The organism is Streptomyces sp. NPDC007907 (assembly GCF_042959365.1).
GTDB lineage: Bacteria > Actinomycetota > Actinomycetes > Streptomycetales > Streptomycetaceae > Streptomyces > Streptomyces indiaensis.
This window is the reverse complement of the sequence record NZ_JBIBKR010000009.1, coordinates 177,273-202,416: the sequence shown is the minus strand read 5'-3', so window position 1 is coordinate 202,416 and position 25,144 is coordinate 177,273. Positions and strand designations below refer to the sequence as shown.

Sequence of the window (25,144 nt, the reverse complement as noted above, 5' to 3'; positions counted from 1 at the left end):
GACAGTGACGGAATCCCAGTGATCACCACCTCGGGCCTGACCAAGGTCTACCGTGCACGCGGCCGCGAGGTCACCGCCCTGGACGGCGTCGACCTGCACGTCCGCGAAGGCGAGGTGTACGGCGTCATCGGCCAGTCCGGCGCCGGCAAGTCCTCGCTCATCCGCTGCGTCAACCTGCTGGAACGCCCCACCGCCGGCACCGTGACCGTCGCCGGGCAGGACCTCACCGCCCTGGCCGGCCGCGGCCCGCGCGCCGGCCGGGAACTGCGGCAGGCGCGCAGCCGCATCGGCATGGTCTTCCAGCACTTCAACCTGCTGTCCTCCCGGACCGTCCAGGACAACGTCGAGCTGCCGCTGGAGATTCTCGGGAAGTCCGGCAAGGAACGCTCCCGCAAGGCGCTGGAACTGCTCGACCTGGTCGGCCTCGCCGACAAGGCGAAGTCCTACCCGGCGCAGCTCTCCGGCGGCCAGAAGCAGCGCGTCGGCATCGCCCGCGCCCTCGCCGGCGACCCCAAGGTGCTGCTGTCCGACGAGGCCACCAGCGCCCTCGACCCGGAGACCACCCGCTCGATCCTGGCCCTGCTGCGCGACCTCAACCGGCAGCTCGGCCTGACCGTCCTGCTCATCACCCACGAGATGGACGTCGTGAAGTCGGTCTGCGACTCGGCCGCCCTCATGGAGAACGGGCGCATCGTCGAGTCGGGCACGGTCAGCGAACTGCTCGCCACCCCGGGCTCCGAGCTGGCCGCCGCGCTGTTCCCGCTCGACGGCGAGGCCTCCGGCGACGACCGCACCGTCGTCGACGTCACCTTCCAGGGCGAGAGCGCCACCCAGCCCGTCATCTCGCAGCTCGCCCGCACCTACAACATCGACATATCGATCCTCGGCGCCGCCATCGACACCGTCGGCGGCCTCCAGGTCGGCCGGATGCGCATCGAACTGCCCGGCCGCTACGAGGACAACGTGGTGCCCATCGGCTTCCTGCGCGAGCAGGGCCTCCAGATCGACGTCCCGGGCCACGAGTCCGCACTGGTGAAGGAGAGTGCCAAGTGACCTGGTCCGAGATGCAGCCCCTGCTGGAGCAGGCGTGTTGGGACACCCTCTACATGGTCGGCTGGTCCACGCTCATCGCCGTCGTCGGCGGACTGCCGCTCGGCATCCTGCTGGTCCTCACCGACCGCGGCGGCCTCCTGCAGAACGTCGCCGCCAACAAGGTGATCGGGCAGATCGTGAACATCGCCCGCTCCCTGCCGTTCATCATCCTGATGGTCGCGCTGATGGGCTTCACCCGCTCGATCACAGGGACGACCATCGGCGTCGAGGCCGCCATCGTGCCGCTCGCCGTCGGCGCCATCCCGTTCTTCGCGCGCCTGGTCGAGACGGCCGTCCGCGAAGTGGACCACGGGCTCGTCGAGGCCGTGCAGGCCATGGGCGGCAACACCTGGACCGTCGTCCGCAAGGTCCTCGTCCCCGAGTCCCTGCCGTCGCTGATCTCCAGCACCACCACCACGATCGTCGCCCTCATCGGCTACTCCGCCATGGCGGGCACGGTCGGCGCCGGGGGCCTCGGGGACATCGCGATCCGTTACGGCTACCAGCGCTTCGAGACCCAGCTGATGTGGATCACCGTCGCGATCCTCGCCGTCGTCATCTCGGTCATCCAGTTCGCCGGCGACTACGCGGCCCGCTCCCTGCACCGCCGCGGCGCCCACTCCGGCCCCGCCCCCAGACTGCGGCTCCTCAAAGCCGCCTCCTGAACCCCCCGTGCACCCACCACGGGGTCGCATCACTCGCAAGGTCATAAGGAAAGGCACTTTTCGTGCGTAACACCGCCAAGATCACCACCGCCGTTCTCGCCGCCGGAGCCCTCACCCTCGGGCTCAGCGCCTGCGGAGCGGACAGCTCCGACACCGACGGACCCCTGATCGTCGCCGCCAGCCCCGTCCCGCACGCCGAGATCCTCACGTTCGTCAAGGACAACCTGGCGAAGAAGGAGGGCCTCGACCTGCAGGTCAAGGAGTTCACCGACTACGTCACGCCGAACACGGCGACGCAGGACGGCTCCGTCGGCGCCAACTACTTCCAGAACAAGCCGTACCTCGACGACTTCAACAAGAAGAACGGCACCGACATCGTGCCCGTCGTCACGGTCCACCTGGAGCCGCTCGGTCTCTACTCCCACAAGGTCAAGAAGGCCGACGACCTGAAGAGCGGTGCGACCGTCGCCATCCCCAACGACACGGTCAACGAGGCCCGCGCCCTGAAGCTCCTCGCTGCCAACGGACTCATCACGCTCAAGGACGGCGTCGGCAACGAGGCGACCCCCTCCGACATCACCAAGAACCCCAAGAACCTCAAGTTCAAGGAGCTGGAGGCGGCCCAGACCCCGCGCTCCCTCGACGACGTGGACGCCGCCGTGGTCAACGGCAACTACGCCATCGAGTCCGACCTCGAGCCGTCCAAGGACGCCCTCGTCCTGGAGTCCCCGAAGAACAACCCCTACGGCAACTTCCTCGCCGTGAAGAAGGGCAACGAGGACGACCCGCGCGTGAAGAAGCTCGCGAAGCTCCTCACCTCGCCCGAGGTCAAGAAGTTCATCCAGGAGAAGTACGCCGGCTCCGTGCTCGCCTCCTTCTGAGCCCACGTCCGGCACCCGCGCACGGGACCTTCCCCACCCCACCGGGTGAGGAAGGTCCCGTGGTGCGGATCAGTGCTTTCATGCTGCATGCTGGGCAGTTCAGCATGCCCTGAAGGTTCACCGAAGGTTACGGAGCGGCGCATGACGAGCACCTTCCCCAACATCTCCATCAGCACGGAGCGGTTGGTGCTGCGTCCCCTCGACGAAGACGACGTCCCTTCCCTGACCGCGATGATGAACGACGAACAGGTGGCGGCCTGGACCTCCGTGCCCCAGCCCTTCACGGAGAGCGGCGCCCGCACCTGGATCACCGAGTACGCCCCCACGCAGCGCACCGAGGGACACGGCATCGACTTCGCCGTCACCGAGTTCCTCACCCAGCGCCTGGTCGGCGTCATCCAGCTCACCAGGACCAACTGGCACGTCCGCTCCACCGAGCTGTCGTACATCATCGCCCCCTGGGCGCGCGGCGAGGGCTACGCCTCCGAGTCCGCCCTGGTCACCGCCCAGTGGCTCTTCACGGACCAGAAGTTCGAGCGCATCGAACTGCGCACGGCCGCCGACAACACCGCCTCCCAGCAGGTCGCCCAGAAGATCGGCTGTATCAGCGAGGGCGTCCTGCGCAACGCCTGCATAGCCCGGGCCCGTGCCGAGGACGGCACATGGACCGACGTACGCACCGACTTCATCGTCTGGAGCCTGCTCCCCGAGGACCTCGAGGGTGTCGGCGAACAGCTGCGGGACGGCTTCACGTCCTTCGGCGACTGGAACTGACCGGAACCACCCGCAGGACGCCGGAGACGACGCCACCGGCGCTCCCCCCGACACCTCCAACGGGTACCCTCACGGAGCCCGCCCCCGGGCTGCTCCCCACCACGCCACACAGACCACCTGCGCAAACCCCTGGAGACTGACGACGATGGCCGACCGGGTCACGGTGATCGGCTGGGACGGTTCGCCGCTGACCGCCGCGGCGAGGGCCGCCCTGGGCGCCGCCACGCTCGTGGCCGGCGCCGCCCACCACCTGGCGCTCCCCGAGGTGCCCGCCGGCGCCGAGCGCATCCGCCTCGGCAGTGTCGCCCTCGCCGCCCGCCGTATCGCCGCCCACCGCGGCACGGCCGTGGTCCTCGCCGACGGTGACCCGGGCTTCTTCGGCGTCGTACGCGCCCTCCGGGCCCCCGAGTTCGGCCTCGAGGTGGAAGTCGTCCCCGCCGTCTCCTCCGTCGCCGCCGCCTTCGCCCGCGCGGGCATGCCGTGGGACGACGCACAGGTGGTCGTCGCACACCCCCGCACCCTGCGCCGCGCGGTCAACGTATGCCGAGCCCACACCAAGGTGGCGGTTCTCACCTCACCCGGCGCCGGCCCCGCCGAACTCGGCCTGCTCCTCGAAGGAGTCCACCGCTCCTTCGTCATCTGTGAGGAACTCGGCACCACCCGCGAGCGGGTCTCCGTCGTCACCTCCGACAAGGCCGCCGACCACACCTGGCGCGACCCCAACGTCGTCATCGTCCTGGGCGGCCCGGCCCGGCCGGACACGGCGGGGGAGTCCGGCGGCTGGATCTCCGGCCGCGACCCGTCCGCCGGACCGCGCGGCTGGACCCTGCCCGCCGACGCCTACGGCGTGCACCTCGGTGAGGGCGAGACCCAGCTGCTGCGCGCCTCCCAACTCGCCCACCTCGGGCCGCGCGTCGGCGACCTCGTCTGGGACATCGGCTGCGGCAGTGGCGCCTTCGCCGTCGAGGCCGCCCGCGCCGGTGCGGCCGTCCTCGCCGTCGACGGCGACCGGACCGCGTGCGTGCGCACCGACGCCACGGCCCGCCGCCTCGGCGTCCAGCTCCAGATCGTGCACGGCATCGCCCCGCACATCCTGGAGAACCTTCCCGAACCCGACGTCGTCCGCGTCGGCGGCGGGGGAGCGGCCGTCGTCTCGGCGGTCGCCGACCGCCGCCCGCAGCGCATCGTCACGCACGCCGCCACCCGTGACGCCGCCGAACTCATCGGGCGCGACCTGACCGAGCACGGCTACAACGTCGAGTGCGCTCTCCTCCAGTCCGTCGAACTCGACACCAAGGCCTGGACGGAGAAGGAGCGGAGCGTCGCGTTCCTGCTCAGCGGCGTCCTGCCGAAGCGCGGCGCCTGACCCCGCGTCCGTCCCCAGGACCGTCCCCGTGATCGGTTTGTCGTACTGCGCGCGGTAGGCTGGCCGATCGCTGCACCGCACAAGGACGCCCGGCGCTTCGTCGGTCAATGTCCGGAAAACCCGCCCGTTTTGGGGTGTGTGTGGTACGGCAGAACGGGAGGACGCGCAACGTGGCGCAGTCCACAGCGGAACCGTCGCGGATCAAGCTGCCGTGGGGGTGGTTCGACCGCGACAATGCCAGTGAATGGCTTTGTCGCCTTTTCCGGGCGGACCGTTCGTGCCGCTGGGGACGCACGCTCGTTCTTCACCGCGGGGCGGTCGGTGCGCCGTTCCGGGCGAGCTGGTCGTAGGAGCACTAACCGATGGGCGAGGGGTACGCATGACCGACACCGGCCAGGTCCCGGGCGAGGGGCTGCCGGAGAGCGCAGGCATGGTGGAGCAGCCGGACGCCCCCGCGCCCGGTGCGTACACCTACCTCTCCGAGACCCCCGCCGAGGACGACGATCTGCTGCTGTTGCCGGGCGCCCAGGGCGCTTGGGGCAACGAGGTCCCCCCGCCCGCGCCGGAGCCGGTCCAGGAGACCGCGCACCAGCCCGGCCCGCACGAGATCTCCGGCCGGGACAGCGGCTCGGTCGACCTCAGCGGTGTGCGTCTGCCCGACCCGCCGCCGATCCCGCCCATCACCCCGCGCCGGCCCCTGCACCTCGGTCCGCCGCTGCCCGACAGCTCGGCCAGCCCGGTGCGCTCCCTCGCCGACCGCGGTCCCGCGGACGCGCCGGTACGCCAGCCGGCACCGCCCACCGCGGGCCCCGAGTACCTCGACGGTCCCCGCGCCTCCGAGCCGGGGACGCAGCCCGCCGCGCCCTGGGGCACGCCGGCCACGCACCCGGCCCCGGTGGGCGCAGGGGCGATGCCTGCGGAAACGGTTGTTCCGGCCACGGCACCGATGGCCACCGCCCAGGCGGTCGCGACCCACGCGACGACGGAGACCGGCCATGCGATGCCGCAGGCTGCGGAGTCGGTGCCGGCAGAGGCATCGGCATCGGCACCGGCATCGGCATCGGCATCGGCATCGGTTGAGGCTGTGCAGCCCGCTGCCGTCGACCAGGCCGTGGTGTCGGCGCAAGCGCAGGCTGCCGAGGCCGTCGCCGGCCAGGCTCCTGTGAGTGCCGGCCCGGACGGGGCGCACGTCCCCGTCGCCGAGCAGGTCGTGCCCGTTCCGGGGGCGGACGCCGTGGACCCGGGCCTGGACGCGGCCGCGGGCCGGGTGAGCGCCGTCCAGGCGGGACTGGCCGCCGCCGATGAGCCCGCTGGTGTCGTAGAGGCCCCGGCTGCCGAGGCCGGGCACCCGGTTCCTGAGCAGGGCGCTGCCGTCGGGAGCGACCCCGCTGCGACCGGCGTCGGCGCGGACGCGGGTCCGGTGGCTGCCGCCGAGGGTGCGGCCGTGGCCGCTCCGGAGCAGGTTGCGCCGCCCACCGCGGAGGTTGGGCCGGTCGTCGAGAGTCCTGCGCAGGGTGGTGAGTCCGAGTCTGCCGGTGGGGCTCCTGAGGGTTCCGTGCCGGCGGCGGCCGCCGAGCAGGCCACGCCCGTGGCTGCCGACCAGGCCGTGGCTCCAGCTCCTGCCCCCGAGGCCGGGCAGGTCGCTGAGGCCGTCCCGTCCCCTGAGGCGGTCCCGGACCCTGGGGCCGCCCCCGCCTCCGAGACCGCCCCGACCCCCGAGGCTGTTCCGCTCCCCGAGGCCACCGCCGTTCCGGACCACGCCGCCGTCACTCCGCCCGAGGCCGTCGGCGCGGAAGCTGCCGCCCCGGAAGCAGCCGCGGAGCCGCCGGCCGCCGACGTCGCCCCCGCTCCCGAGCCCGTCGCCCCGGAGCCGGACGTCACCGCCGAAGCGGCTGCGCCCCAGCCCCCGGCGGCAACTGACGCCGTGCCAGTCGCGCAGGAACCCGAGGCGTCGGCTCCGCAACCCACCACGCCGGCTCCTGTAGCGCCCGGCCATGCCGCCATGGTCCCGGCCGCAGAGCCGGCCGGTCAGGAGGCGGCTGCTCCTGCCGCAGAGCCGGTCGGCCAGGAAGCAACCGTTCCGGCCGCCGAGACGGTCCCCGCTCCGGAGCCGACCCCGGCCGCCGAGGGCGTCGCCCCCGCGGAGACCGACCTGGTCGAGGCCCCGGAACCTGTGGCCCAGGCTGGCCCACCCGCCGACGCGCCGGCCCCCGCCGGCCCCGCCACGCCCGCAGCCCCGGGCACCGCCCAGGACGCGACCGCATCGGCTCAGGTCACCGCAACGGCCCCCGGCGAGGTCCCCGCAGAGGCCCCCGAGCCCACCGCACAGGCGCCAGAAGCCCCCGTGCCCACCCCCACCCCCGCCCCGACCGCCGAAGCAGTCGAGCCCGACCCGACCCCCCAGGCCGCCGGCACCGACACCCCGGCACCCACCCCCGAGGACGTCACCGTCGTACTCCCGGCCCCGCCCGCGGACGAGCAGCCGGGGCAGTCCGCACAGCCCGGCGAGCCGGTACAGGGCCCGCAGCAGTCGCAGCCGGTGGCGACGAACGAGACGCCGGAGCCCCACGCGCCGGCCGTCACCGTCCCGGCACCCCGCGACGGCGACGCCGAACTCGTACAGAACGCCGACGACCTGGACACCCGGGGCGCCGAACAGGAAGACCTGGCCGACCAGGAACGCCGAGAAGAGAGCGCGGCCGCAGTGGCAGAAGCCCGACAGTCCACGGGCCCCGCGGCCCCCGGCTACGACCCCGCAGAGCGCGAGGCCGTCCTGAAGGTCATGCGTGAACGCCGCGACATCCGCAACGGCTTCCGCAACGACCCGATCCCGCACGAGGTGCTGTTGCGCGTCCTGGAGGCCGCCCACCACGCGCCCTCCGTCGGCCACTCGCAGCCGTGGGACTTCGTCGTCATCCGCTCCGCCGACACCCGCCGGGCGATGCACGAACTCGCCATGCGCCAGCGCGACGCCTATGCGAAGTCCCTCCCCAAGGGCCGGGCGAAACAGTTCAAGGAACTGAAGATCGAGGCCATCCTCGACACGCCGGTGAACATCGTCGTCACCGCCGACCCGACCCGCGGCGGCCGTCACACCCTGGGCCGCCACACCCAGCCCCAGATGGCCCCCTACTCGGCCGCCCTGGCCGTGGAGAACCTCTGGCTCGCCGCCCGCGCCGAAGGCCTCGGCGTCGGCTGGGTCAGCTTCTTCGACGAGCGCGAGATGGTCCGCGCCCTCGGCCTGCCCGAGCACCTGGAGATCATCGCCTACCTGTGCGTCGGCTACGTCGACGCATTCCCGGACGAGCCCGAGCTGTTGCAGGCCGGCTGGTCCAAGCGCCGCCCACTGTCCTGGGTCGTGCACGAAGAGACGTACGGCCGCCGTGCCCTGCCCGGAGAGGAACCCCACGACCTGCTCGCCGAGACCGTCGCGCAGATTCGCCCGCTGGACGCCAAGGCGCTCGGCGAGGCGTGGGAGCGCCAGAAGCGTATGACCAAGCCGGCCGGTGCCCTGGGCATGCTGGAGATCATCTCCGCCCAGCTGTCCGGCCTGTCCCGCCAGTGCCCGCCGCCCATCCCGGAGCCCGCGGCCGTCGCCATCTTCGCGGGCGACCACGGGGTGCACGCCCAGGGCGTCACCCCCTGGCCGCAGGAGGTCACGGCCCAGATGGTGGCCAACTTCCTGGGCGGCGGCGCCGTGTGCAACGCCTTCGCCACCCAGGTCGGTGCCGAGGTGTGCATCGTGGACGTGGGCGTCGCCGCCGACCTCCCGGCCACCCCGGGTCTGCTGCCCCGCAAGATCCGTGCGGGTACGTCCGACCTGACGACCGGCCCCGCGATGACCCGCGAGGAGGCCAAGCAGGCCATCGAGGTCGGCATCGAGACCGCCCGCGACCTGGTCGCCGCCGGCAACAAGGCCCTGCTGACCGGTGAGATGGGCATCGCGAACACCACCGCCTCCGCCGCCCTGATCTCCGTCTTCACGGGCGCGGACCCGGCCGAGGTCACGGGCCGGGGCACCGGGATCAACGACGAGACCCTCGCCCGCAAGACCGAGGTCGTGCGCCGCGCCCTGGAACTGCACCAGCCGGACCCGGCCGACCCCCTCGGCGTGCTCGCCGCGATCGGCGGTTTCGAGCACGCGGCCATCGTCGGCCTCCTCCTCGGCGGCGCCTCCCTGCGCACGCCGGTGATCCTGGACGGCGTCAGCGCCGGCGCCGCCGCCCTGGTCGCCCGGGCGATCGCCCCGGAGGTCCTGGCCGCGTGCATCGCGGGCCACCGCAGCGCCGAGCCGGGCCACGTCGCCGCGCTCAACAAGCTGGGTCTGCGTCCCCTGGTCGACCTCGACCTGCGCCTCGGTGAGGGCACCGGCGCCCTCCTCGCCCTCCCGCTGGTCCAGAGCACGGCCCGGGCGATGCACGAGGTGGCGACCTTCGATTCGGCAGGCGTGACGGAGAAGTAGGGCTCCAGTCGCCCCCGAGGATGCGTGGGCGGACGTTCCGCAGACCGGAGCGCCCGCCCACGGACCCCTCACGGCCCGCCCCCGGACCCCACGCCCCGCCCCCTCGGGACGGTCCCGGCCAGCCCCCGGGTCCCGACCGGTCCGGCCCCGCCCCCAGGACCGCCCCGCCCCCCCGAAACCCCCTGCCGTACGCCCACCGGCGGCACCCCGGTGCCCAGTCACTGGACCACCTGGGCCACTTCCCCTCCCGCCCACTAAAATCCGCACGTCAGGGCACTGCACACCGCCGCAACAGGAGCCGCACCTCATGGCCGAACACCCCGCCTACCCCGTAGGCCTCCGCCTCGCCGGCCGTCGCGTGGTCGTCCTCGGCGGCGGCCAGGTCGCCCAGCGCCGCCTCCCGGCACTGATCGCGGCGGGCGCGGACCTCCTCCTCGTGTCCCCCGAGGCCACCCCCTCGGTCGAGGCCATGGCGGACGCCGGTGAGATCACCTGGCACCGGCGCCCCTACCAGGAGGGCGACCTCGCGGACGCCTGGTACGCCCTGATCGCCACCAGCGACACGGACGCGAACAACAGGGCGTCGGCCGAGGCGGAACGCCACCGCGTGTGGTGCGTCCGGTCCGACGACGCCGACCTGGCGACGGCCTGGACTCCGGCCACCGGCCACAGCGAGGGCGTCACGGTCGCCGTCCTCACCACCGACGCCAAGGGACGCGACCCCCGCCACACCGCCGCCGTCCGCGACGCGGTCGTCGAGGGCCTGCGGGACGGCACGCTCGTCGCACCGCACTACCGCACCCGCACCCCCGGAGTCGCCCTGGTCGGCGGCGGCCCCGGCGACCCGGACCTGATCACCGTGCGCGGCCGCCGCCTGCTCGCGGAGGCGGACGTGGTGATCGCGGACCGCCTCGGCCCGCGCGACCTCCTCGCCGAACTTCCGCCCCACGTCGAGGTGATCGACGCCGCGAAGATCCCCTACGGCCGCTTCATGGCCCAGGAGGCCATCAACAACGCGCTGATCGAGCACGCCAAACTGGGCAAGTCGGTCGTTCGGCTGAAGGGTGGCGACCCGTACGTCTTCGGCCGCGGCATGGAGGAGCTCCAGGCCCTCGCCGAGGCCGGCATCCCCTGCACGGTCGTCCCCGGGATCTCCAGCTCGATCTCCGTCCCGGGCGCGGCCGGCATCCCGGTCACCCACCGCGGTGTCGCCCACGAGTTCACCGTGGTCAGCGGCCATGTCGCGCCCGACGACGAGCGGTCCCTGGTCGACTGGCCGTCCCTGGCGCAGCAGACCGGCACGCTGGTGATCCTCATGGGCGTCGACAAGATCGGAAAGATCGCGGAGACGCTGGTGGCCCACGGAAAGCCGGCCGGCACCCCCGTCGCCCTCGTCCAGGAGGGCACGACCGCCGCCCAGCGCCGCGTCGACGCGACCCTCGCGACGGTCGCGGAGACCGTACGGACCGAGGACGTGAAGCCCCCGGCGGTCATCGTCATCGGCGACGTCGTGAAGGTCGGCCCTCCGGTCCCCGCGACAAGCGAGTAACCCGGGGTAACCAACCCGTCCCGAGCCGTTGGCACCACACCCAGGACAAGGCAGTATCACCCTGTGGCCGAACTCATCACCGTCGAGGATCCTGACGACCCGCGTCTGCGCGACTACACCGGCCTGACCGATGTGGAGCTGCGCCGCAGGCGCGAACCCGCCGAGGGCCTCTTCATCGCCGAGGGCGAGAAGGTCATCAGACGGGCCAAGGAAGCCGGCTACGAGATGCGGTCCATGCTGCTCTCGGCCAAGTGGGTCGACGTCATGCGCGACGTCATCGACGAACTGCCCGCCCCGGTCTACGCCGTCAGCCCGGAGCTCGCCGAGCAGGTCACCGGCTACCACGTGCACCGCGGCGCGCTCGCGTCCATGCAGCGCAAGCCGCTGCCCACGGCCACCGACCTCCTGCGGACGGCCCGCCGCGTGGTCGTCATGGAGTCGGTCAACGACCACACCAACATCGGCGCGATCTTCCGGTCGGCCGCCGCCCTCGGCATGGACGCCGTCCTGCTCTCACCCGACTGCGCCGACCCGCTGTACCGCCGCAGCGTGAAGGTCTCCATGGGCGCCGTCTTCTCCGTCCCGTACGCCCGGCTGGACAGCTGGCCCAAGGGGCTGGAGTCGGTCCGGGAGGCGGGCTTCACGCTGCTCGCCCTCACCCCCGACGAGAAGGCCCGGTCCCTCGACGAGGCCGCTGCGCACACCATGGACCGTGTGGCGCTCATGCTCGGAGCGGAGGGCGACGGCCTGTCCACCCAGGCCCTGGTCGCCGCCGACGAGTGGGTCCGCATCCCCATGTCCCACGGCGTGGACTCCCTCAACGTGGGTGCGGCGGCCGCCGTGGCCTTCTACGCCGTGGCCACCGGCCGGCCCACCAGCTAGGGGCGGCCGGCTGTGGAGCAGCGCGACGCGATCGTCGCCGTGGTCCTGCGCGGAGAGCGGCTTCTGGCGATCCGGCGCGGCCCGGCCGTCGCCCGGCCCGGCTACTGGCAGCCCGTCAGCGGCAAGGTCGAGCCGGACGAGACCCAGGAGCAGGCGGTCGTGCGGGAGGTCCACGAGGAGGTCGGACTCGTCGTCGTACCGGAGGCGAAGGTCTGGGAGTCGGAGACCGACGACCACCGGTTCCGTCTCCACTGGTGGACCGCCCGCGCCGACACCGGCGAGGTGCTTCCCGACCCGGGCGAGGTGGCGGAGACCCGCTGGGTCACCCCGCCCGAATTCCTGGCACTGGACCCGGTCTTCGACGGCGACCGCGCCTTCTTCGAGCGGATCCTGCCCCGGCTGTGACACCCCGCTGAAGCAGGTCGTCGCCCCACGGCCGCAGTCGCGCGCCGGACTCCTACGGCTCGAAGTTCCCTGCGCGGTCGTCCTGCTGGGCGTGCTCCTGCCGTACGCCGCCCCCGTCGCCGCCGAGACCACGCGCCGGGCCCTGGCAGCCCTGCACCAGGGCGATGCCGACCGCCACCAGCAACGTCACCACGACGAACACGAACAGCCGCTGCCGCAGCAGCCGCGGATTGGCGGGCCGCAGTCGGGTCCCCGTGTTCCTGGACGTGGGGCGCCCGGTGCCGCTGTGCGGGGCGGGGCGTGCGCCGCTGCCGGACCGGGTCCCGTCGCGCCCGGTGGGCGTCGGCCGCGACCCCGACCGCGACGGAGTGCCGCCCCGGGCGGCACCTGGGCCGCGCCCCGGGATCCTGCCGCGGCTTCCGCTCCCTGTCGCCCGGTTCCCGCCCCGCGCACCCGTCCCGCCCTGGGACGCCGTACCGTCCGGAGCATGGCCGTCCCGGGAGGGGACGGAACCCCGCGGTGGGGGAGTGACCCGGCCCCGCTGGGCCCCGGACGTGCCGGCACTGTGCTGACCCTGGGGACGCCGGGACCGCTCGGGGTAGGTGTCGACGGGCCGGTCGCCCTCGGCGCCACGCGGCGCGGGCGGCCGGACACCAGCGAGGTCCTGTGACTCCCGGGCCGCGATCTCCTTGAGGCGCAGCGACAGTTGGAGCGTGCTGGGCCGCTCCTCGGGGTCCTTCGCCAGACACGCCCGCACGAGCGGGGCCAGCGCGTCGGGCACACCGTGCAGCTGCGGCTCCTCGTGCACCACGCGGTACAGCATCACCTCGGAACTGCCGTGCCCGAAGGGCGAGTCGCCCATCGAGGAGTACGCGAGCGTGGCGCCCAGCGAGAACACGTCCGTGGCGGGGGTGACGGCGGCACCGCGCACCTGCTCCGGCGCGAGGAAGCCGGGCGAGCCGACCGCCGTGCCGACATGGGTGAGCGTGGAGGCGCCGGTGGCCCAGGCGATGCCGAAGTCGATGATCCGAGGCCCCTTCGGGGACAGCAGGATGTTGGACGGCTTCAGGTCCCGGTGCACCACCCCGGCCTCGTGCACCGCGACCAGGCCCTCCGACAAGGCGGCACCCACGGCGGCGACATCGGCCGCGCAGAGCGGACCCTCGGCCGCGACCTTGTCGTGCAGGGACGGGCCGGGCACGTACTGCGTGGCGAACCAGGGCCGGTCCGCGTCGAGGTCGGCCGCCACCAGCCGGGCCGTGCAGCCGCCACGGATCCGCCGGGCCGCCGAGACCTCACGGGCGAACCGGGAGCGGAACTCCTGGTCCTCCGCCAGGTCGGGGCGGATGACCTTCAGCGCGACCCGCTGCCCCTTCTTGTCGGAGCCCAGATAGACCACGCCCATCCCGCCCGCGCCGAGCCGTCTGTGAAGCTTGAACGAGCCGACGACGCGCGGGTCCTCGCGCCTCAGGCGCATCATCGCCATGTTCATCCCCGCTGCCCGGTCCTGTGACGAGCCACAGCTTACGTTTCCACGGCCGCCCGCGCGCAGAGGCCGCGCCCTCTCAGCTTGATGGATTGTCAGTGGTGGGTGGGAGACTTGAAGAGTGGTCAGGGAGGGCGCGAAGAGGCGGACTTCGCGTGGAGCGTGATCCCAACCACCCGTCGCAGAAGGGGGATTGGTCCTGTGAAGGGTGATCGCGTGGAGATAGTCGTGGACGCGGGGGACACGACGCGCACGTATGAGGTCGTGGCGAGCAGAGCGGGCCGCAGGGTGGAGACGGCGGTACGCCGAGGTGTCGTGGAAGTGAGCGAAGTCACCCGAAGCGGGACGGTCGTGCGTACCGCGCGCTTCATGGCGAATCGGGTGCTCGCACTGGTGGAACAGCCTGTTCCGCGGGAGGAGGGCTCGGACAAAGAGGGGTGATCCGGGCGTCCCGTCGGGGAAGACCCTGAGACCCGCGCCCCCGTCTCCACCCAGGGGAGTACATCGCAGGTGGCGGCTCATCCTCGGGGAGGCCCGGCAATCGGTACGAGGGCATGACGCCGGGCAGGGGCCGGGCGCCTAGATTTGAGGTCAAGCGGCGGGTGGCAGCACTCGTCCCCCGAGGTCAGACGCCCGCCGCTGTCAACGACAACTGAGAACGGTCAGGAGAGGGACCATGGCCCAGACGGCACCGCGGACACTGCTCCGCGAGGAGGGACGCAAGGCGTACGCCGCCGCGTTCCGCCCCCGCCGCCAGGGCCGCCGCCACCCGCTGGTGGCGACACTGATGGCCCTTCCCCTGGCGGTCCTGCTCCTCCTCGTCTTCGACGGGTGGGAGACAGTGGCCACACAGGCGTCGTCCGTGGGCGAGATGCTGGGGCGCTGAGCGGCGACCCCAGGCCCGGAAGAGCGGTCCGGGCGGGGACATCACACCCATGAAACCCCGTGGGGACGGGGGTGCGACGGACGGCACAGATGCCGGCGCAGCTGGGGAGCTGCGCCGGCATTGCTTTTCCCCTCCGCCGGTCACCCCCACCTCGCCTGTTCCTCGGCCCGAGGGCACCGGAAGCCCGCTCGCGGCTGTTCCTGACGCCGCGCCCCCCACCCCACGTACTCTCACCCCGTGACCCCCGCCCCCCTCATGCACGCGCTCGCCCTCAGGGCCCGAGCGGTCGCCCACGCCCGCTCGTCGGCCTGCCCCTGCGGTGCGGCCACGCTCGCGGACCGCCCGGACGGCATCGTCGTACGCCACGCGGACACCGTCGCCAAGGCGCACCCGCCGGACAGCGACCCGGCCGGACTCCGCGCCCGCCTCTGGGTGGCCGCGCGCCTCCCCGACCTCCTCCTGGCGCCGCTCGACGATTCCCCGGTCACCCTGCACGGCCGCCTCGTGACGTTCTGGCCGTACGGCACCCCCGTGGACCCGGACGACCCGGACGCCGCCCCCTGGGAAGCGGCCGCCACCCTCCTCGCCCGCCTCCACCGCAGCCCGGTCCCGCAGGGGATGCCCCCCATGCGCGGTCCCGCCAAGGCGGCCCGGGCGATGGCCCGGCTCCACGCAGTCGGCCCGCACCCGGCCGCCGCCCCCGTCCTGCGCGCCTGGGCCACCCTCCCGGCCTGGGCCCGCGGCGAGGCCCCGATGCCGCACACCGGCACCCTCTGCCACGGCGACCTCCACCTGGGCCAGCTCATACGCCGCCCCGCGCCCGACGGCCCCTGGCTGCTGATCGACGTGGACGACCTCGGGGCCGGGGTCCCCGCCTGGGACCTCGCCCGCCCCGCCGCCTGGTACGCCTGCGGCCTGCTCCCGCCCGGGGAGTGGGACCGGTTCCTCACCGCCTACCGGCAGGCCGGCGGCCCGGCCGTCCCCGCCGAGGGCGATCCCTGGCCCGCACTCGACGTCGCCGCCCGGGCCCTCACCGCGCAGACCGCGGCCCGGGCCGTCGCCAAGGCGGTCGAGGCCGGCCGGCCGCTGGACGAGGTGGAGCGGTCGGTCGTGGACGCCTGTGACCGAATGGCTACCGTCCCGCCACAGTTGACGCCGGAGCACGCGAAGTAGGGTGCAACCGACCACAGCGGGACAGAGTCTGTCCTGGCGACACCTGAAGCAGGACCGACCGGCGAGGAGTTGAACGACCATGCAGTGTCCGAAGTGCCACGCACCGATGCACACGTACAACCGCAACGGCGTACAGATCGAGCAGTGCAGCGGCTGCCGCGGCATCTTTCTCGACTACGGCGAGCTGGAGTCCCTGACCCGCCTGGAGTCCCAGTGGTCCCAGGCCGCCCCGCCGCCCCCGCCCGCCCCTCAGGCCTACCCCGCGCCGCCGGCCCCGGCCTGGGGCGCCCCGCACGGGGGCCACGGACACCACGGCCATCACGGACACCACCGGCACAAGAGCTTCGGGCACATGCTGTTCTCGTCCTGAGTCATGGCACGACAGGAGCCCCCGGCCGCGGACGGCCGGGGGCTCCTGTGTGATGTGGACGATACTGGGATTGAACCAGTGACCTCTTCCGTGTCAGGGAAGCGCTCTCCCGCTGAGCTAATCGTCCTCGGGGCCATGAACACGGACCGCATCCGGTCATGGGCACTGCGTGCGCGATACTGGGATTGAACCAGTGACCTCTTCCGTGTCAGGGAAGCGCTCTCCCGCTGAGCTAATCGCGCGGGAAGGATCTTGAAAGATCCAGTGGACGATACTGGGATTGAACCAGTGACCTCTTCCGTGTCAGGGAAGCGCTCTCCCGCTGAGCTAATCGTCCTTGGAGGTGGAGACGGGATTTGAACCCGTGTAGACGGCTTTGCAGGCCGTTGCCTCGCCTCTCGGCCACTCCACCAGGAGTGTAGGGGACCGGGAAGCCCCCTCTTCCTTCGAGCGGACGACGAGGTTCGAACTCGCGACCTCAACCTTGGCAAGGTTGCGCTCTACCAACTGAGCTACGTCCGCCTGTCGTTTCGTTCCGCTCTCGCGGCCCGGCGACGTGTTGAACTCTAGCGGATACCGGGGCCAGTACAAAAACGCGTTTGTGCAGCGTGCTGCGCTTCCCCTGCTCACGGAGGTCACAGGGCCGTCCGACGGGACATCCCCCGGTCACCTGTGAGACACCCGCCCTAGACTCGACTGCGTGCTCGACCTCCCTCCTCTCGCCCGCTTCGGCGACCGCGTCGCCACCGGGCTCCTCGACGTCACCGACGATCCCGAGGCCCTGGAGTCCAGCGGCTTCTGGGCCGTCTGCGCGGACTTCGAGGGCCGTCTGACCTGCGCCCGCTTCGCGCAGATCCGGACGGCGGACGTGCCCGCCGCAGTCCCCGGCGCCTGGCACGGCCCGGCCGCCGGTGACTGGACGTCCTCGCTCGACCGCGCCGCGTACACCTCCGCGGTGCGCAGGATCCGTGACCACATCGCGGCCGGCGAGGTCTACCAGGCGAACCTGTGCCGGGTGCTGTCCGCACCCGTCCCGCCCCGCGCCGACGTGGACGCCCTCACCGCACTGCTCGCCCGCGGCAACCCCGCCCCCTACGCGGGGACCATCCGCCTGCCCCGGCACGGCGTGGAGATCGCCACCGCCTCCCCGGAACTGTTCCTGCGGCGCGAGGGCCGGATCGTCGAGTCCGGACCGATCAAGGGCACCGGCCGGACGGAGGCCGACCTGCTGGAGAAGGACTACGCCGAGAACGTGATGATCGTGGACCTCGTCCGCAACGACATCGGGCGGGTGTGCGCCACGGGCAGTGTGTCGGTGCCCGACCTGTGCGCCGTCGAGAAGCATCCGGGGCTGGTCCATCTCGTCTCGACGGTCCGCGGCGAGCTGGCCGACGGGGCGGGCTGGGCCGACCTGCTCGGCGCCGCCTTCCCGCCCGGCTCGGTCACCGGCGCGCCCAAGTCCAGCGCGCTGCGGATCATCGACGCCCTGGAGACGGCGCCCAGAGGCCCCTACTGCGGCGGAATCGGCTGGGTCGACGCCGACCGGGGGACCGGAGAGCTCGCCGTCGGCATCCGTACCTTCTGGATCGACCGGGCCGCCGGCATGCTGCGCTTCGGTACCGGCGCGGGCATCACCTGGGGCTCCGACCCCGAGGGGGAGTGGCGGGAGACCGAGCTCAAGGCGTCCCGGCTGCTCGCGATAGCGTCGGGCACGTACGAGGTGAATGGAGAGGACCTGACGTGAAGATCTGGCTCGACGGCGGGCTGCAGGACATCGAGTCCGCCCGCGTCTCCGTCTTCGACCACGGGCTGACCGTGGGCGACGGCATCTTCGAGACGGTGAAGGCCGTGGACGGCCGGCCGTTCGCCCTCACCCGGCACCTCGACCGGCTGACCCTCTCCGCGCGCGGCCTCGGCCTGCCCGACCCGGACCACGACGAGGTGCGCCGCGCCTGCGCCGCCGTCCTGGAGGCCAACCCCGTACCGCTCGGCCGGCTGCGCATCACCTACACCGGCGGCCACGGCCCCCTCGGATCCGACCGCGGCGACCACGGCCCGACCCTCGTCGTCGCCCTCGGCGCAACGTCCCGCCGCCCCGACTCCACCGCCGTGATCACGGTCCCCTGGACCCGCAACGAGCGCGGCGCGCTCACCGGCCTGAAGACCACCTCGTACGCCGAGAACGTCGTCGCCCTGGCCCGTGCCCGGGAACAGGATGCCTCCGAGGCCCTGTTCGCCAACACCGTGGGGCAGCTGTGCGAGGGCACCGGCTCGAACGTCTTCGTCGTCCTCGACGGCGAGATCCACACGCCGCCGCTCGCCTCCGGCTGCCTCGCCGGCATCACCCGCGCACTGACGGCCGAATGGACCGGCGCGAAGGAGACCGACCTGCCGCTGGACGTCCTGGAACGGGCCGAGGAGATCTTTCTGACGTCCACGCTGCGGGACGTGCAGGCCGTGCACCGCGTCGACGGCCGTGAGCTGCCCGGCGCGCCCGGTCCGGTGACCGCCAAGGCCATGCGGATCTTCGAGGAGCGGGCGGGGAACGACCTCGACCCCTGAGACCCCCCGAATTCGGCTGACCACGGGCGTGGTTGCGGGTAGAACACCCCTGATGACCACGACCCTGCGGCCGACCGAGCCGCTTCAGCAGAACGCCGACGGGACGCGCTCACGCCGCTACCAGGTGTGCGTGAACAGCCGTCCCGTGGGGGCGATACACCTCGGCACGCATCCCCTGTTCGGCGACGCGGTGGCCCGGATCATGAAGCTGCACATCGAGGAACCGGACCGCAGGCGGGGCCGGGCCACGGTCGCCGCACTCGCCGCCGAGGAGGTGGCGCGCGGCTGGGGGTGCCGCCGCATCGAAGTGACGGTCCCGGCCGCGTCCGAGGCCGGGCTCCGGCTCGCCACGGCGCTCGGCTACGTCGTGCGCAACCGCGGCATGGAGAAGGCCCTCGCCGACACCCCGCCGGACCTGCCGGAGGGCAGCCGCGCCCGCCCCATGACCGAAGCGGAGTTCGGCCCCTGGCTGGCCAAGGGCATGGAGGACTACGCGCACAGCTGGATGGAGCGAGGTGTCCCGGAGGCCGAGGCCCGGGCCAAGTCCGAGCGCGACCACGCCACCCTCCTGCCCGACGGGCTCGCCACCTCCGGCATGCTCATCAGCGTCGTCGAGCACCTGGGCACACCGGTGGGCACGCTGTGGCTGGCGGTGCGCGAGAGCAGCGCGTTCGTCTTCGACGTCGAGACCGACGCGGCCCACCGGGGGAAGGGCCACGGCCGCACCCTGATGCTCCTGGCCGAGGCCCAGTCGATCGCCGAGGGCAGGCGGACCCTCGGCCTCAACGTCTTCGCCGGCAACACCCCGGCCGAGCGGCTCTACGACTCACTCGGCTACATGACCACGCAGTACGCCATGTACAAGCCGCTGCTGTAGCGGCCCGGGGGCCGGCGGCCGGGCCAGGGGGAGGTCAGTGTTCCTGCTGCCCGGCCAGCAGCCGGTCGGCGATCCCCTCGATCCGCTCACGCAGCCCCTCCTGGCTCTTGCCGCCGTCGAGCCGCTCCCCACCGATCACGTACGTCGGGGTGCCGGTCACGCCGATCGCCTTGCCCTCGGCCTGGTCGGCGTCCACGAACAGGATGTGCCGGCCGTCGATCAGCGCGGTGTCGAACTCCTCGGCGTCCAGATCCAGTTCGCGGGCCAGCTCGACCAGGAAGGGTTCTCCCCGACGCCCCAGCTCCTCGACCCGGCCGAGGAGCGCCTCGACGTACGGCCACCCCCGGCCCTGCTCCCACGCCTCCTCGGCGGCCTGGGCGGCGGCGAAGGCGTGCTTGTTCTTCTCCAGCGGGAAGTGCCGCAGCCGGACCTCCAGACGCTCCCCGTAGCGAGCGCGCAGGGCGCGCAGGTCGTCCAGCGCGGTGCGGCAGTCCGGGCACTGGAGGTCGCACCAGACCTCGAGGACGGGGGCGGGGGCGGTGGAACGGTCGGAGGAGGAGTCGCTCATACCGACAGTCTTCCAGCAGGTGCCGCAGGGGGCGCAGCCCGCACCGGCACCTGCGGAGGAGGAGACCCGGAGATGTCCCTGATGTAGGGCCCGGAGCATGGCCCGCCGGGGTGCCGCGGGTGCAGGATGGAAGGGACGAAGTGCCCGACCCGACCGCGTGACGCCTGGAGGACCGGATGATTGCCGAGACCGTCTGCTCCGCCGTGTCCGCGGCAGGCCTGGGCATCGCTGTCGTCACGGCGTACCGCAAGCGCTACCTCACCGCGGTCCGTATCGCGGCCTACTCCCTGGTGCCGATCGGCCTGGTGATGACGGGCGTCGTCGAGTGGCTGGCCGACAGCGCGTTCAGCCCGACGGCTTGGGCCGGGTTCGGGGTCCTCGGTGTCGCCTGGGTGCTCTTCATGACCACACGGGCCGTGGAGCGCCGGCGCGGCGGCACCCGCAAGGAGCGCAGGGCCGCTGCCCGCGCGGCCGGCGGGCCCGACGCGGCGGCGCCCGCCTCGCCGCCCTCCCTGGGCCAGGGCGCCCGCCCGACGACCCGGCCCGCGCCGGCCAACCGGGGCGAGGACGACTTCAGCGACATCGAGGCCATCCTCAAGAAGCACGGCATCTGACGCCCGCCCCGCGCGCGTCTGCACCGTCACGGGGCTGGATGGCCATGCGGCTGAATCGTCACAGTGGGTCCGCTGACGCGCGAAAGTGATCACAACCCGAACCGGACCTCGCTCAATCGGAGCACTCCCGCACGATACGAGGGCAATGATCGCGTTCGGCGGGGCGACTGCGCCATCATCGCAGCGAGATGCTGGACACGACGAAACAGAGCCACCCCGCACCGCCGCAGGACGAGCCCCGTCCTCCGCGGGATGATTCCTTTCTCCCCCGGGACGAGCCCCGTCCCCGGCAGGACGAGCCGCGCGGTTGCCTCTTCGCCCTCTCCCAGCCACCGCTGATGATCTTCCTGGCGGTGATCGGGAGCCTGCTGCTCATGGCCTCGTTGCACGATCTGCTGTTGCTGTGAGCCTCACCCGCGGTACCCGGCGCCACCCGCCGGGGCCGCGTCGGCATCGACGGCCTTCGCCCCGGCGCCCCGGCGACGGCGGTCAGCCCGCCGCCTCCTTGCGGCGCGCGCGGTACGCGGCCACGTGCAGACGGTTTCCGCAGGTGCGGCTGTCGCAGTAGCGCCGCGAGCGGTTGCGGGAGAGGTCGACGAAGGCACGCCGGCAGTCCGGCGCCTCGCACCTGCGCAGCCGCTCCTGCTCGCCGGCGACCACGAAGAACGCCAGGGCCATCCCGCAGTCGGCGGCCAGGTGATCGGCGACGGAGGCACCGGGTGCGAAGTAGTGCACATGCCAGTCGTAGCCGTCGTGGTCGGTGAGCCGGGGTGTGGTGCCGGCGGCCGCGACCAGGTCGTTGATCTGACCCGCGGCGGCCCGGGCGTCGGGGGCGGCGAAGACGGCGGCGAAGCGGGAGCGGATCTTGCGCACCGCGGAGAGGTCGATCTCCGAGAGCACCCCGACATCGCTGATCTCGTGATTCCGCACGAAGTCCACGAGGGTCGCCACATCCGGCAGCCCGTCCGCCGCCGTGTCGTCCTCCGGTGCGGTGTTCACCAGATCGACCACGGTGTCGAGGGCGCACCGGGTGTCGTGGGTGATCAGCACGATTCGCTCCCTGGCCTGAGGGTCGGGCGGGCGCCCGCCGATGCTGGCCGATGGTAACGGCTCCACCACCACCGAACCGCCCACATGCCCGCACACGACTTCGATGACAACGCCGGAGGACCGGCCATGGTTCCCGCGAGGCGAGGGCCGGGGGAGCGGGGAAGGGGCGTACAGGGAGTGAGGGAGGGGCGTACAGAGAGCGAGTGGGGGCGTACCCGTGCGCCCCCACGCGAACCGGCGCCGGACCGCGTGAGCCGCGGTATCGGCGCCGGTGTCATGCCGTATGCAGTTGTCCGAGCCCGAGCCGTCTCCCCGAGTCGACGGCGCCGGGCGGCTTTGTGGGTGCCTCGCCCTAGCTTTCCGCCAGGATGTGCGAGAGCTCCTGGTCGAGGTCGAAGTGCCGGTGTTCCGTGCCGGGCGGCACGGCGGCGTCGGTCCGCTTCAGGAAGGACTCCAGGGCCCGTGCCGGGGCCTCCAGCAGGGCCTCGCCCTCCGGCGAGCTCAGGGCGATGCACACGACGCCCTGGCCGTGACTGCGCGACGGCCAGACGCGGACGTCGCCGGTGCCCGTAGGGCGGTGAAGTCCCTCGGCGAGGAGGTCGCGGGCGAACACCCACTCGACGGTTTCCTCGGCTCCGGTGTGGAAGGTGGCGTGCACGGCGTAGGGGTCGGCCGTGTCGTACCGCAGGCCTGCGGGGACAGGCAGGGAGGACTCGCTCGACACAACGAGGCGCAGGTGCAGCTCGCAGCTGACCGTGGTGTTCATAAGCGCCAGGGCCTTTCGCTCAGTGTGCGCTCGGGGATTCGCACGTCGGCGAAATCGACATGCCACCTACGGTGCCGTTGTAAACCCCTCTGAGTGTTTTGCGTGCCTTTACGTAACTCTTCCGGCCGAGAGATCGTTCGAGTCGTGCGTCCATTCCGGTGACTGGTTTCGCTCGGGTAGTGTTTGGCCGTATGAATACGGGGAGTGACCAGCCGGGCGAGGTGGCCGTGGCGTCGGACGAGACGGGGACGGACGAAGTGCACGGCGAGGAGCACCGCGGGCTCGGCTCGCGGGCGCCGGAGTTCATCAAGGCTCGCAGGGCGCTGCACGTGAGCTGGCAGGTCGGGGTCTTCATCATCGGGCTCGCGGTCGTCGGGGCCGGCATCATCATGCTGCCCCTTCCCGGGCCGGGCTGGGTCGTGATCTTCGGCGGCATGGCGATCTGGGCGACGGAGTTCGTCTGGGCCCAGCTGGTGCTCCGCTGGACCAAGCGGAAGGTCACCGAGGCGGCCCAGCGGGCCCTCGATCCCAAGGTGCGGCGACGCAACATCATCCTGACGTCCGTCGGGCTGGTGATCGTGGGCGTCATCGTCGGCGTCTACCTGTGGAAGTTCGGCATCACCATGCCGTGGAAGATCAAGGACCAGTGAGCGTCACAGGCACCCCCTGACATGGGGTAATGTTCTTCCTGCGTCCGGGCGATTAGCTCAGTGGGAGAGCGCTTCGTTCACACCGAAGAGGTCACTGGTTCGAACCCAGTATCGCCCACCCGGACCGGCGGCCCACCTGCGTCATCGTAGGTGGGCCGCCGTCGTTGCATCCAGGCAGGGGCAGGGGCAGGGGCAGGGGCAGGGGCAGGGGCAGGGGCAGGGGCAGGGGCAGGGGTTCGGGTCCCGGGGCTGTCCTCACGGAAGCTGCGCGGCGGTCATCACCGTTTGTCGAGTGGCGGGAGCACTGTCCCCGCCGGACGGTCGGTGACGATGCCTGCCGCGGCCGGCTGGTGGCGATGTCTGTCGGCGGCGACCGGTGTCGGCGAGTTCCGCCGCCGAGGGCTGTCGCATCCCCAGCAGGATTCCGCCGGCGCCCCGTCCGCTGTGCAGCGCCCCGCCCGGCTCGCCGGTCACCCGGACCCGTTCGCGTCCCTCCCCCTCCGTCGCCCTGAGGCCGCCCTCAGCCCGTCGGCGCCACGCCCGGAACGCCCCCGCGCAACGCCCCGCACGGCAGGCCCCATGGCCGGAACCGGCCCCCCGGCCCCGCAGCCCTCCCCAGCCACACAGGGTCGCTTTTCGGTCGCGCACGACACCGGTCCGGCTCGCCCGCTCCGTTCGGCATCCCGGCCGCGTCGTCGCCACCAGCGAGGTCGCCCGGCCCCGCCCCCGGCCCGGCCTCCGCGTCCCGCTCCGTGACTCACTGCCTCGGCAAGAAATTCTTGTCCGCGTCATTGACGCACTCTCAGCCCCTCCGTACCTTGTGCCAGCAAGCGCTTACTCGATGGCGACGGAGGGGCCTCCGCGGACGGGACGGTGACGATCCGTTACGCGTGATGGGGTGCGGAGGGCCGTGCCCAGCGCAGCAACAAGACCATCGCGCTGTTCGAGAAGAAGTACCCGAAGATCAAGGTGAAAACGGACTTCCAGCCTTATCTCGACTTCTGGGAGAAGTTCAACACCCAAGCCTCCGGCGGGAATCCGCCGGAGGTGTTCCAGAATGCCATCGGTTTCCTCAGGAAATACGACGCGAAGAACGTGCTGCTGGATCTCAGCGAGCAGGCCCAGGCCGGCCACCTCCGGATGGACGGATTCCGCGCGCAACTCGAGAAGTGCGGTGAGATCGACGGGGAGCTCCCGGCGTTCCGGTCGGTTCGGACTCCATGGCGCTCGTCATCGACGAGCCCGTCTAGGCGCGCGCCGGGGTGAAGCCGGAGCAGCGTCACCGGAGCCGCCGCCCATTCCAGCCGGGCGCCGAACGGTGTGTACCGCAAGGACCAGACTTTCGCCCTGACGGACGCCTCCGGCAGGGCCGTACCCGTGCAGTCCTGGCGCCTCGCCTACTGGCCCGACGGCTCCCTCAAGTGGACCGCTCACGCGGTCGCCTCGGGCGACGGCACACTCACCCTCGCCGCCGGGACGCCCGCCGCACCCGAGAAGAAGGTTGGCCCGCTACGGCTCCGACTTCGGCAGTCTGCTGCTGTTCCAGGGCCACTCCCGCCTGGACGCGTACGCGGCCGTCAAGACCGGCGACGTGAAGCTCGCGACCCGGGCCTGGGAGAAGCTCTACCACTACGACGGCTACCAGGAGTCGGCGCCCTGACGGAGAGAAGGTGAGCGGTCCGGCCGCGCTGGTGCCGGGCAGCGAGGCCACCTGGGTGTCCACGAACGACACCGCGCTGTACGGCCTCGCCGCCATCGAGAACCTGGCCCTGCCCGGCGACACGATGCCGTAGCGGAAGGCTGAGACGAGCGGTTCCCGTGGCCACGCCTTGCCGGAAACCGCTCGCCCTAGTCGATGATCTGGTGGAAGAACAGCACGGCCGGTGCCGTCACCCCGCCGCCCACGCTCACCGCGACGGGCCATGTGTTGCCGGCCAGTGCCGACAGGACGGTGGCACCGATGCCGACCAGGGCCGCGAGCAGGAAGACGATGGCGGCGCGCTGGGTGAGGAGCGGCCCGTCCCGGCCGGTGCGCCGACGGTTGGCCTGTGCCACCCGAGTGCTCC

Annotated in this window: 24 protein-coding genes, 6 tRNA genes and 3 pseudogenes; 23 read left to right on the top strand and 10 right to left on the bottom strand. The window is 72.4% G+C overall.

Features of this window, described 5'->3' with window-relative positions:
• Positions 1-18: 18 nt before the first annotated feature.
• The 9 genes from ACFZDI_RS32590 to ACFZDI_RS32550 all read left to right on the top strand — a co-directional run bounded on the left by ACFZDI_RS32590 (position 19) and on the right by ACFZDI_RS32550 (position 12,076).
• On the top strand, positions 19-1,053 hold the full coding sequence (locus ACFZDI_RS32590; protein ID WP_234847324.1) for a methionine ABC transporter ATP-binding protein: 1,035 nt from the start codon (positions 19-21) through the stop codon (positions 1,051-1,053).
• Positions 1,050-1,757 carry a methionine ABC transporter permease gene (locus tag ACFZDI_RS32585; RefSeq protein WP_234847325.1) on the top strand — a complete coding sequence of 236 codons (708 nt, stop codon included), beginning with the start codon at positions 1,050-1,052 and terminating at the stop codon, positions 1,755-1,757. Before ACFZDI_RS32590 ends, ACFZDI_RS32585 begins: the two co-directional genes overlap by 4 nt.
• A 62-nt stretch (positions 1,758-1,819) precedes the next feature.
• A complete protein-coding gene (locus ACFZDI_RS32580; protein ID WP_361116979.1) occupies positions 1,820-2,638 on the top strand; it encodes a MetQ/NlpA family ABC transporter substrate-binding protein in 819 nt (272 codons plus the stop codon).
• Between the two features lie 141 nt (positions 2,639-2,779).
• Positions 2,780-3,412: a GNAT family N-acetyltransferase gene (locus ACFZDI_RS32575; protein ID WP_391255519.1), complete on the top strand. Its 633-nt coding sequence runs from the start codon at positions 2,780-2,782 to the stop codon at positions 3,410-3,412.
• A 145-nt stretch (positions 3,413-3,557) separates the two neighbouring features.
• The gene (cbiE, locus tag ACFZDI_RS32570) at positions 3,558-4,778 is read left to right on the top strand and encodes a precorrin-6y C5,15-methyltransferase (decarboxylating) subunit CbiE (RefSeq protein WP_391255517.1); all 1,221 of its coding nucleotides are present in this window, start codon (positions 3,558-3,560) and stop codon (positions 4,776-4,778) included.
• A gap of 379 nt (positions 4,779-5,157) precedes the next feature.
• Positions 5,158-9,240 carry a nicotinate-nucleotide--dimethylbenzimidazole phosphoribosyltransferase gene (gene cobT / locus ACFZDI_RS32565; RefSeq protein ID WP_391255515.1) on the top strand — a complete coding sequence of 1,361 codons (4,083 nt, stop codon included), beginning with the start codon at positions 5,158-5,160 and terminating at the stop codon, positions 9,238-9,240.
• A 307-nt stretch (positions 9,241-9,547) separates the two neighbouring features.
• Entirely contained in the window at positions 9,548-10,789 is a 1,242-nt protein-coding gene (cobA, locus tag ACFZDI_RS32560) for a uroporphyrinogen-III C-methyltransferase (protein WP_391255512.1), read from the top strand.
• Positions 10,790-10,852: 63 nt separating this feature from the next.
• Complete coding sequence (locus ACFZDI_RS32555) at positions 10,853-11,671, top strand: TrmH family RNA methyltransferase (RefSeq protein WP_391255508.1); 819 nt, start codon at positions 10,853-10,855, stop codon at positions 11,669-11,671.
• 12 nt (positions 11,672-11,683) lie between these two features.
• Positions 11,684-12,076: an NUDIX domain-containing protein gene (locus tag ACFZDI_RS32550; RefSeq protein WP_391255506.1), complete on the top strand. Its 393-nt coding sequence runs from the start codon at positions 11,684-11,686 to the stop codon at positions 12,074-12,076.
• A gap of 52 nt (positions 12,077-12,128) precedes the next feature.
• Here the strand turns inward: ACFZDI_RS32550 and ACFZDI_RS32545 are convergent, their stop codons facing one another.
• On the bottom strand, positions 12,129-13,568 hold the full coding sequence (locus ACFZDI_RS32545; protein WP_391255503.1) for a protein kinase: 1,440 nt from the start codon (positions 13,566-13,568) through the stop codon (positions 12,129-12,131).
• A 195-nt stretch (positions 13,569-13,763) separates the two neighbouring features.
• On the opposite strand from ACFZDI_RS32545, the gene ACFZDI_RS32540 reads away from it, so the two are divergent.
• The 4 genes from ACFZDI_RS32540 (at position 13,764) to ACFZDI_RS32525 (ending at position 15,991) form a co-directional block, all read left to right on the top strand.
• Positions 13,764-14,003 (top strand): hypothetical protein, encoded by a 240-nt coding sequence (locus tag ACFZDI_RS32540; protein ID WP_234850829.1) that lies wholly within the window; start codon positions 13,764-13,766, stop codon positions 14,001-14,003.
• Between the two features lie 235 nt (positions 14,004-14,238).
• Complete coding sequence (locus ACFZDI_RS32535; protein WP_053668257.1) at positions 14,239-14,448, top strand: hypothetical protein; 210 nt, start codon at positions 14,239-14,241, stop codon at positions 14,446-14,448.
• A gap of 255 nt (positions 14,449-14,703) precedes the next feature.
• Positions 14,704-15,621 (top strand): phosphotransferase, encoded by a 918-nt coding sequence (locus ACFZDI_RS32530; protein ID WP_391255945.1) that lies wholly within the window; start codon positions 14,704-14,706, stop codon positions 15,619-15,621.
• Between the two features lie 79 nt (positions 15,622-15,700).
• Positions 15,701-15,991 carry a zf-TFIIB domain-containing protein gene (locus tag ACFZDI_RS32525; protein WP_344368180.1) on the top strand — a complete coding sequence of 97 codons (291 nt, stop codon included), beginning with the start codon at positions 15,701-15,703 and terminating at the stop codon, positions 15,989-15,991.
• Between the two features lie 55 nt (positions 15,992-16,046).
• On the opposite strand, the gene ACFZDI_RS32520 is transcribed toward ACFZDI_RS32525, so the two are convergent.
• The 5 genes from ACFZDI_RS32520 to ACFZDI_RS32500 form a co-directional block, all read right to left on the bottom strand.
• Positions 16,047-16,118: transfer RNA gene (locus tag ACFZDI_RS32520), tRNA-Val, on the bottom strand.
• Positions 16,119-16,161: 43 nt separating this feature from the next.
• Positions 16,162-16,233, bottom strand: a tRNA-Val gene (locus ACFZDI_RS32515).
• Between the two features lie 23 nt (positions 16,234-16,256).
• Positions 16,257-16,328: transfer RNA gene (locus ACFZDI_RS32510), tRNA-Val, on the bottom strand.
• Position 16,329: 1 nt separating this feature from the next.
• Positions 16,330-16,403 (bottom strand) — tRNA-Cys (locus tag ACFZDI_RS32505).
• 37 nt (positions 16,404-16,440) lie between these two features.
• Positions 16,441-16,513, bottom strand: a tRNA-Gly gene (locus tag ACFZDI_RS32500).
• 178 nt (positions 16,514-16,691) lie between these two features.
• On the opposite strand from ACFZDI_RS32500, the gene ACFZDI_RS32495 reads away from it, so the two are divergent.
• Genes ACFZDI_RS32495 through ACFZDI_RS32485 form a run of 3 tightly spaced genes read left to right on the top strand, consistent with a single transcriptional unit; the run spans position 16,692 to position 19,430 of the window.
• Complete coding sequence (locus ACFZDI_RS32495) at positions 16,692-17,735, top strand: chorismate-binding protein (RefSeq protein ID WP_361116951.1); 1,044 nt, start codon at positions 16,692-16,694, stop codon at positions 17,733-17,735.
• The gene (locus ACFZDI_RS32490; protein WP_234850917.1) at positions 17,732-18,553 is read left to right on the top strand and encodes an aminotransferase class IV; all 822 of its coding nucleotides are present in this window, start codon (positions 17,732-17,734) and stop codon (positions 18,551-18,553) included. The genes ACFZDI_RS32495 and ACFZDI_RS32490 overlap by 4 nt, the downstream gene beginning before the upstream one ends.
• 52 nt (positions 18,554-18,605) lie before the next feature.
• On the top strand, positions 18,606-19,430 hold the full coding sequence (locus tag ACFZDI_RS32485) for a GNAT family N-acetyltransferase (protein WP_391255499.1): 825 nt from the start codon (positions 18,606-18,608) through the stop codon (positions 19,428-19,430).
• A 34-nt stretch (positions 19,431-19,464) separates the two neighbouring features.
• On the opposite strand, the gene ACFZDI_RS32480 is transcribed toward ACFZDI_RS32485, so the two are convergent.
• Positions 19,465-19,998: a DsbA family protein gene (locus ACFZDI_RS32480; protein ID WP_391255496.1), complete on the bottom strand. Its 534-nt coding sequence runs from the start codon at positions 19,996-19,998 to the stop codon at positions 19,465-19,467.
• A 176-nt stretch (positions 19,999-20,174) separates the two neighbouring features.
• Between ACFZDI_RS32480 and ACFZDI_RS32475 the strand changes: the two genes are divergently transcribed.
• Positions 20,175-20,612, top strand: coding sequence for a hypothetical protein (locus tag ACFZDI_RS32475; RefSeq protein ID WP_391255493.1), 438 nt, complete (start codon positions 20,175-20,177; stop codon positions 20,610-20,612).
• Positions 20,613-20,800: 188 nt separating this feature from the next.
• Positions 20,801-21,019 (top strand): hypothetical protein, encoded by a 219-nt coding sequence (locus ACFZDI_RS32470; protein WP_234850947.1) that lies wholly within the window; start codon positions 20,801-20,803, stop codon positions 21,017-21,019.
• A gap of 82 nt (positions 21,020-21,101) precedes the next feature.
• On the opposite strand, the gene ACFZDI_RS32465 is transcribed toward ACFZDI_RS32470, so the two are convergent.
• Together ACFZDI_RS32465 and ACFZDI_RS32460 are read right to left on the bottom strand one after the other, a co-directional pair.
• On the bottom strand, positions 21,102-21,662 hold the full coding sequence (locus ACFZDI_RS32465) for a CGNR zinc finger domain-containing protein (protein ID WP_234850946.1): 561 nt from the start codon (positions 21,660-21,662) through the stop codon (positions 21,102-21,104).
• Between the two features lie 352 nt (positions 21,663-22,014).
• Positions 22,015-22,428, bottom strand: a complete 414-nt coding sequence (locus ACFZDI_RS32460) for an SsgA family sporulation/cell division regulator (RefSeq protein WP_004002642.1) — start codon at positions 22,426-22,428, stop codon at positions 22,015-22,017.
• A 191-nt stretch (positions 22,429-22,619) separates the two neighbouring features.
• Here ACFZDI_RS32460 and ACFZDI_RS32455 point away from each other — a divergent pair, with 191 nt between their 5' ends.
• The 5 genes and pseudogenes from ACFZDI_RS32455 to ACFZDI_RS32435 form a co-directional block, all read left to right on the top strand.
• Positions 22,620-23,078, top strand: a complete 459-nt coding sequence (locus tag ACFZDI_RS32455; RefSeq protein WP_391255490.1) for a TIGR02611 family protein — start codon at positions 22,620-22,622, stop codon at positions 23,076-23,078.
• Positions 23,079-23,124: 46 nt separating this feature from the next.
• Positions 23,125-23,196, top strand: a tRNA-Val gene (locus ACFZDI_RS32450).
• Between the two features lie 725 nt (positions 23,197-23,921).
• Positions 23,922-24,325, top strand: a pseudogene (locus tag ACFZDI_RS32445) (ABC transporter substrate-binding protein); the annotation flags it as partial.
• A 73-nt stretch (positions 24,326-24,398) separates the two neighbouring features.
• A pseudogene (locus tag ACFZDI_RS32440) lies at positions 24,399-24,521 on the top strand (hypothetical protein); the annotation flags it as partial.
• A gap of 61 nt (positions 24,522-24,582) precedes the next feature.
• Positions 24,583-24,871: pseudogene (locus ACFZDI_RS32435) on the top strand (Tat pathway signal sequence domain protein); the annotation flags it as partial.
• Positions 24,872-24,926: 55 nt separating this feature from the next.
• Here the strand turns inward: ACFZDI_RS32435 and ACFZDI_RS32430 are convergent.
• Entirely contained in the window at positions 24,927-25,133 is a 207-nt protein-coding gene (locus ACFZDI_RS32430) for a hypothetical protein (RefSeq protein WP_053668272.1), read from the bottom strand.
• Between the last annotated feature and the right edge of the window lie 11 nt (positions 25,134-25,144).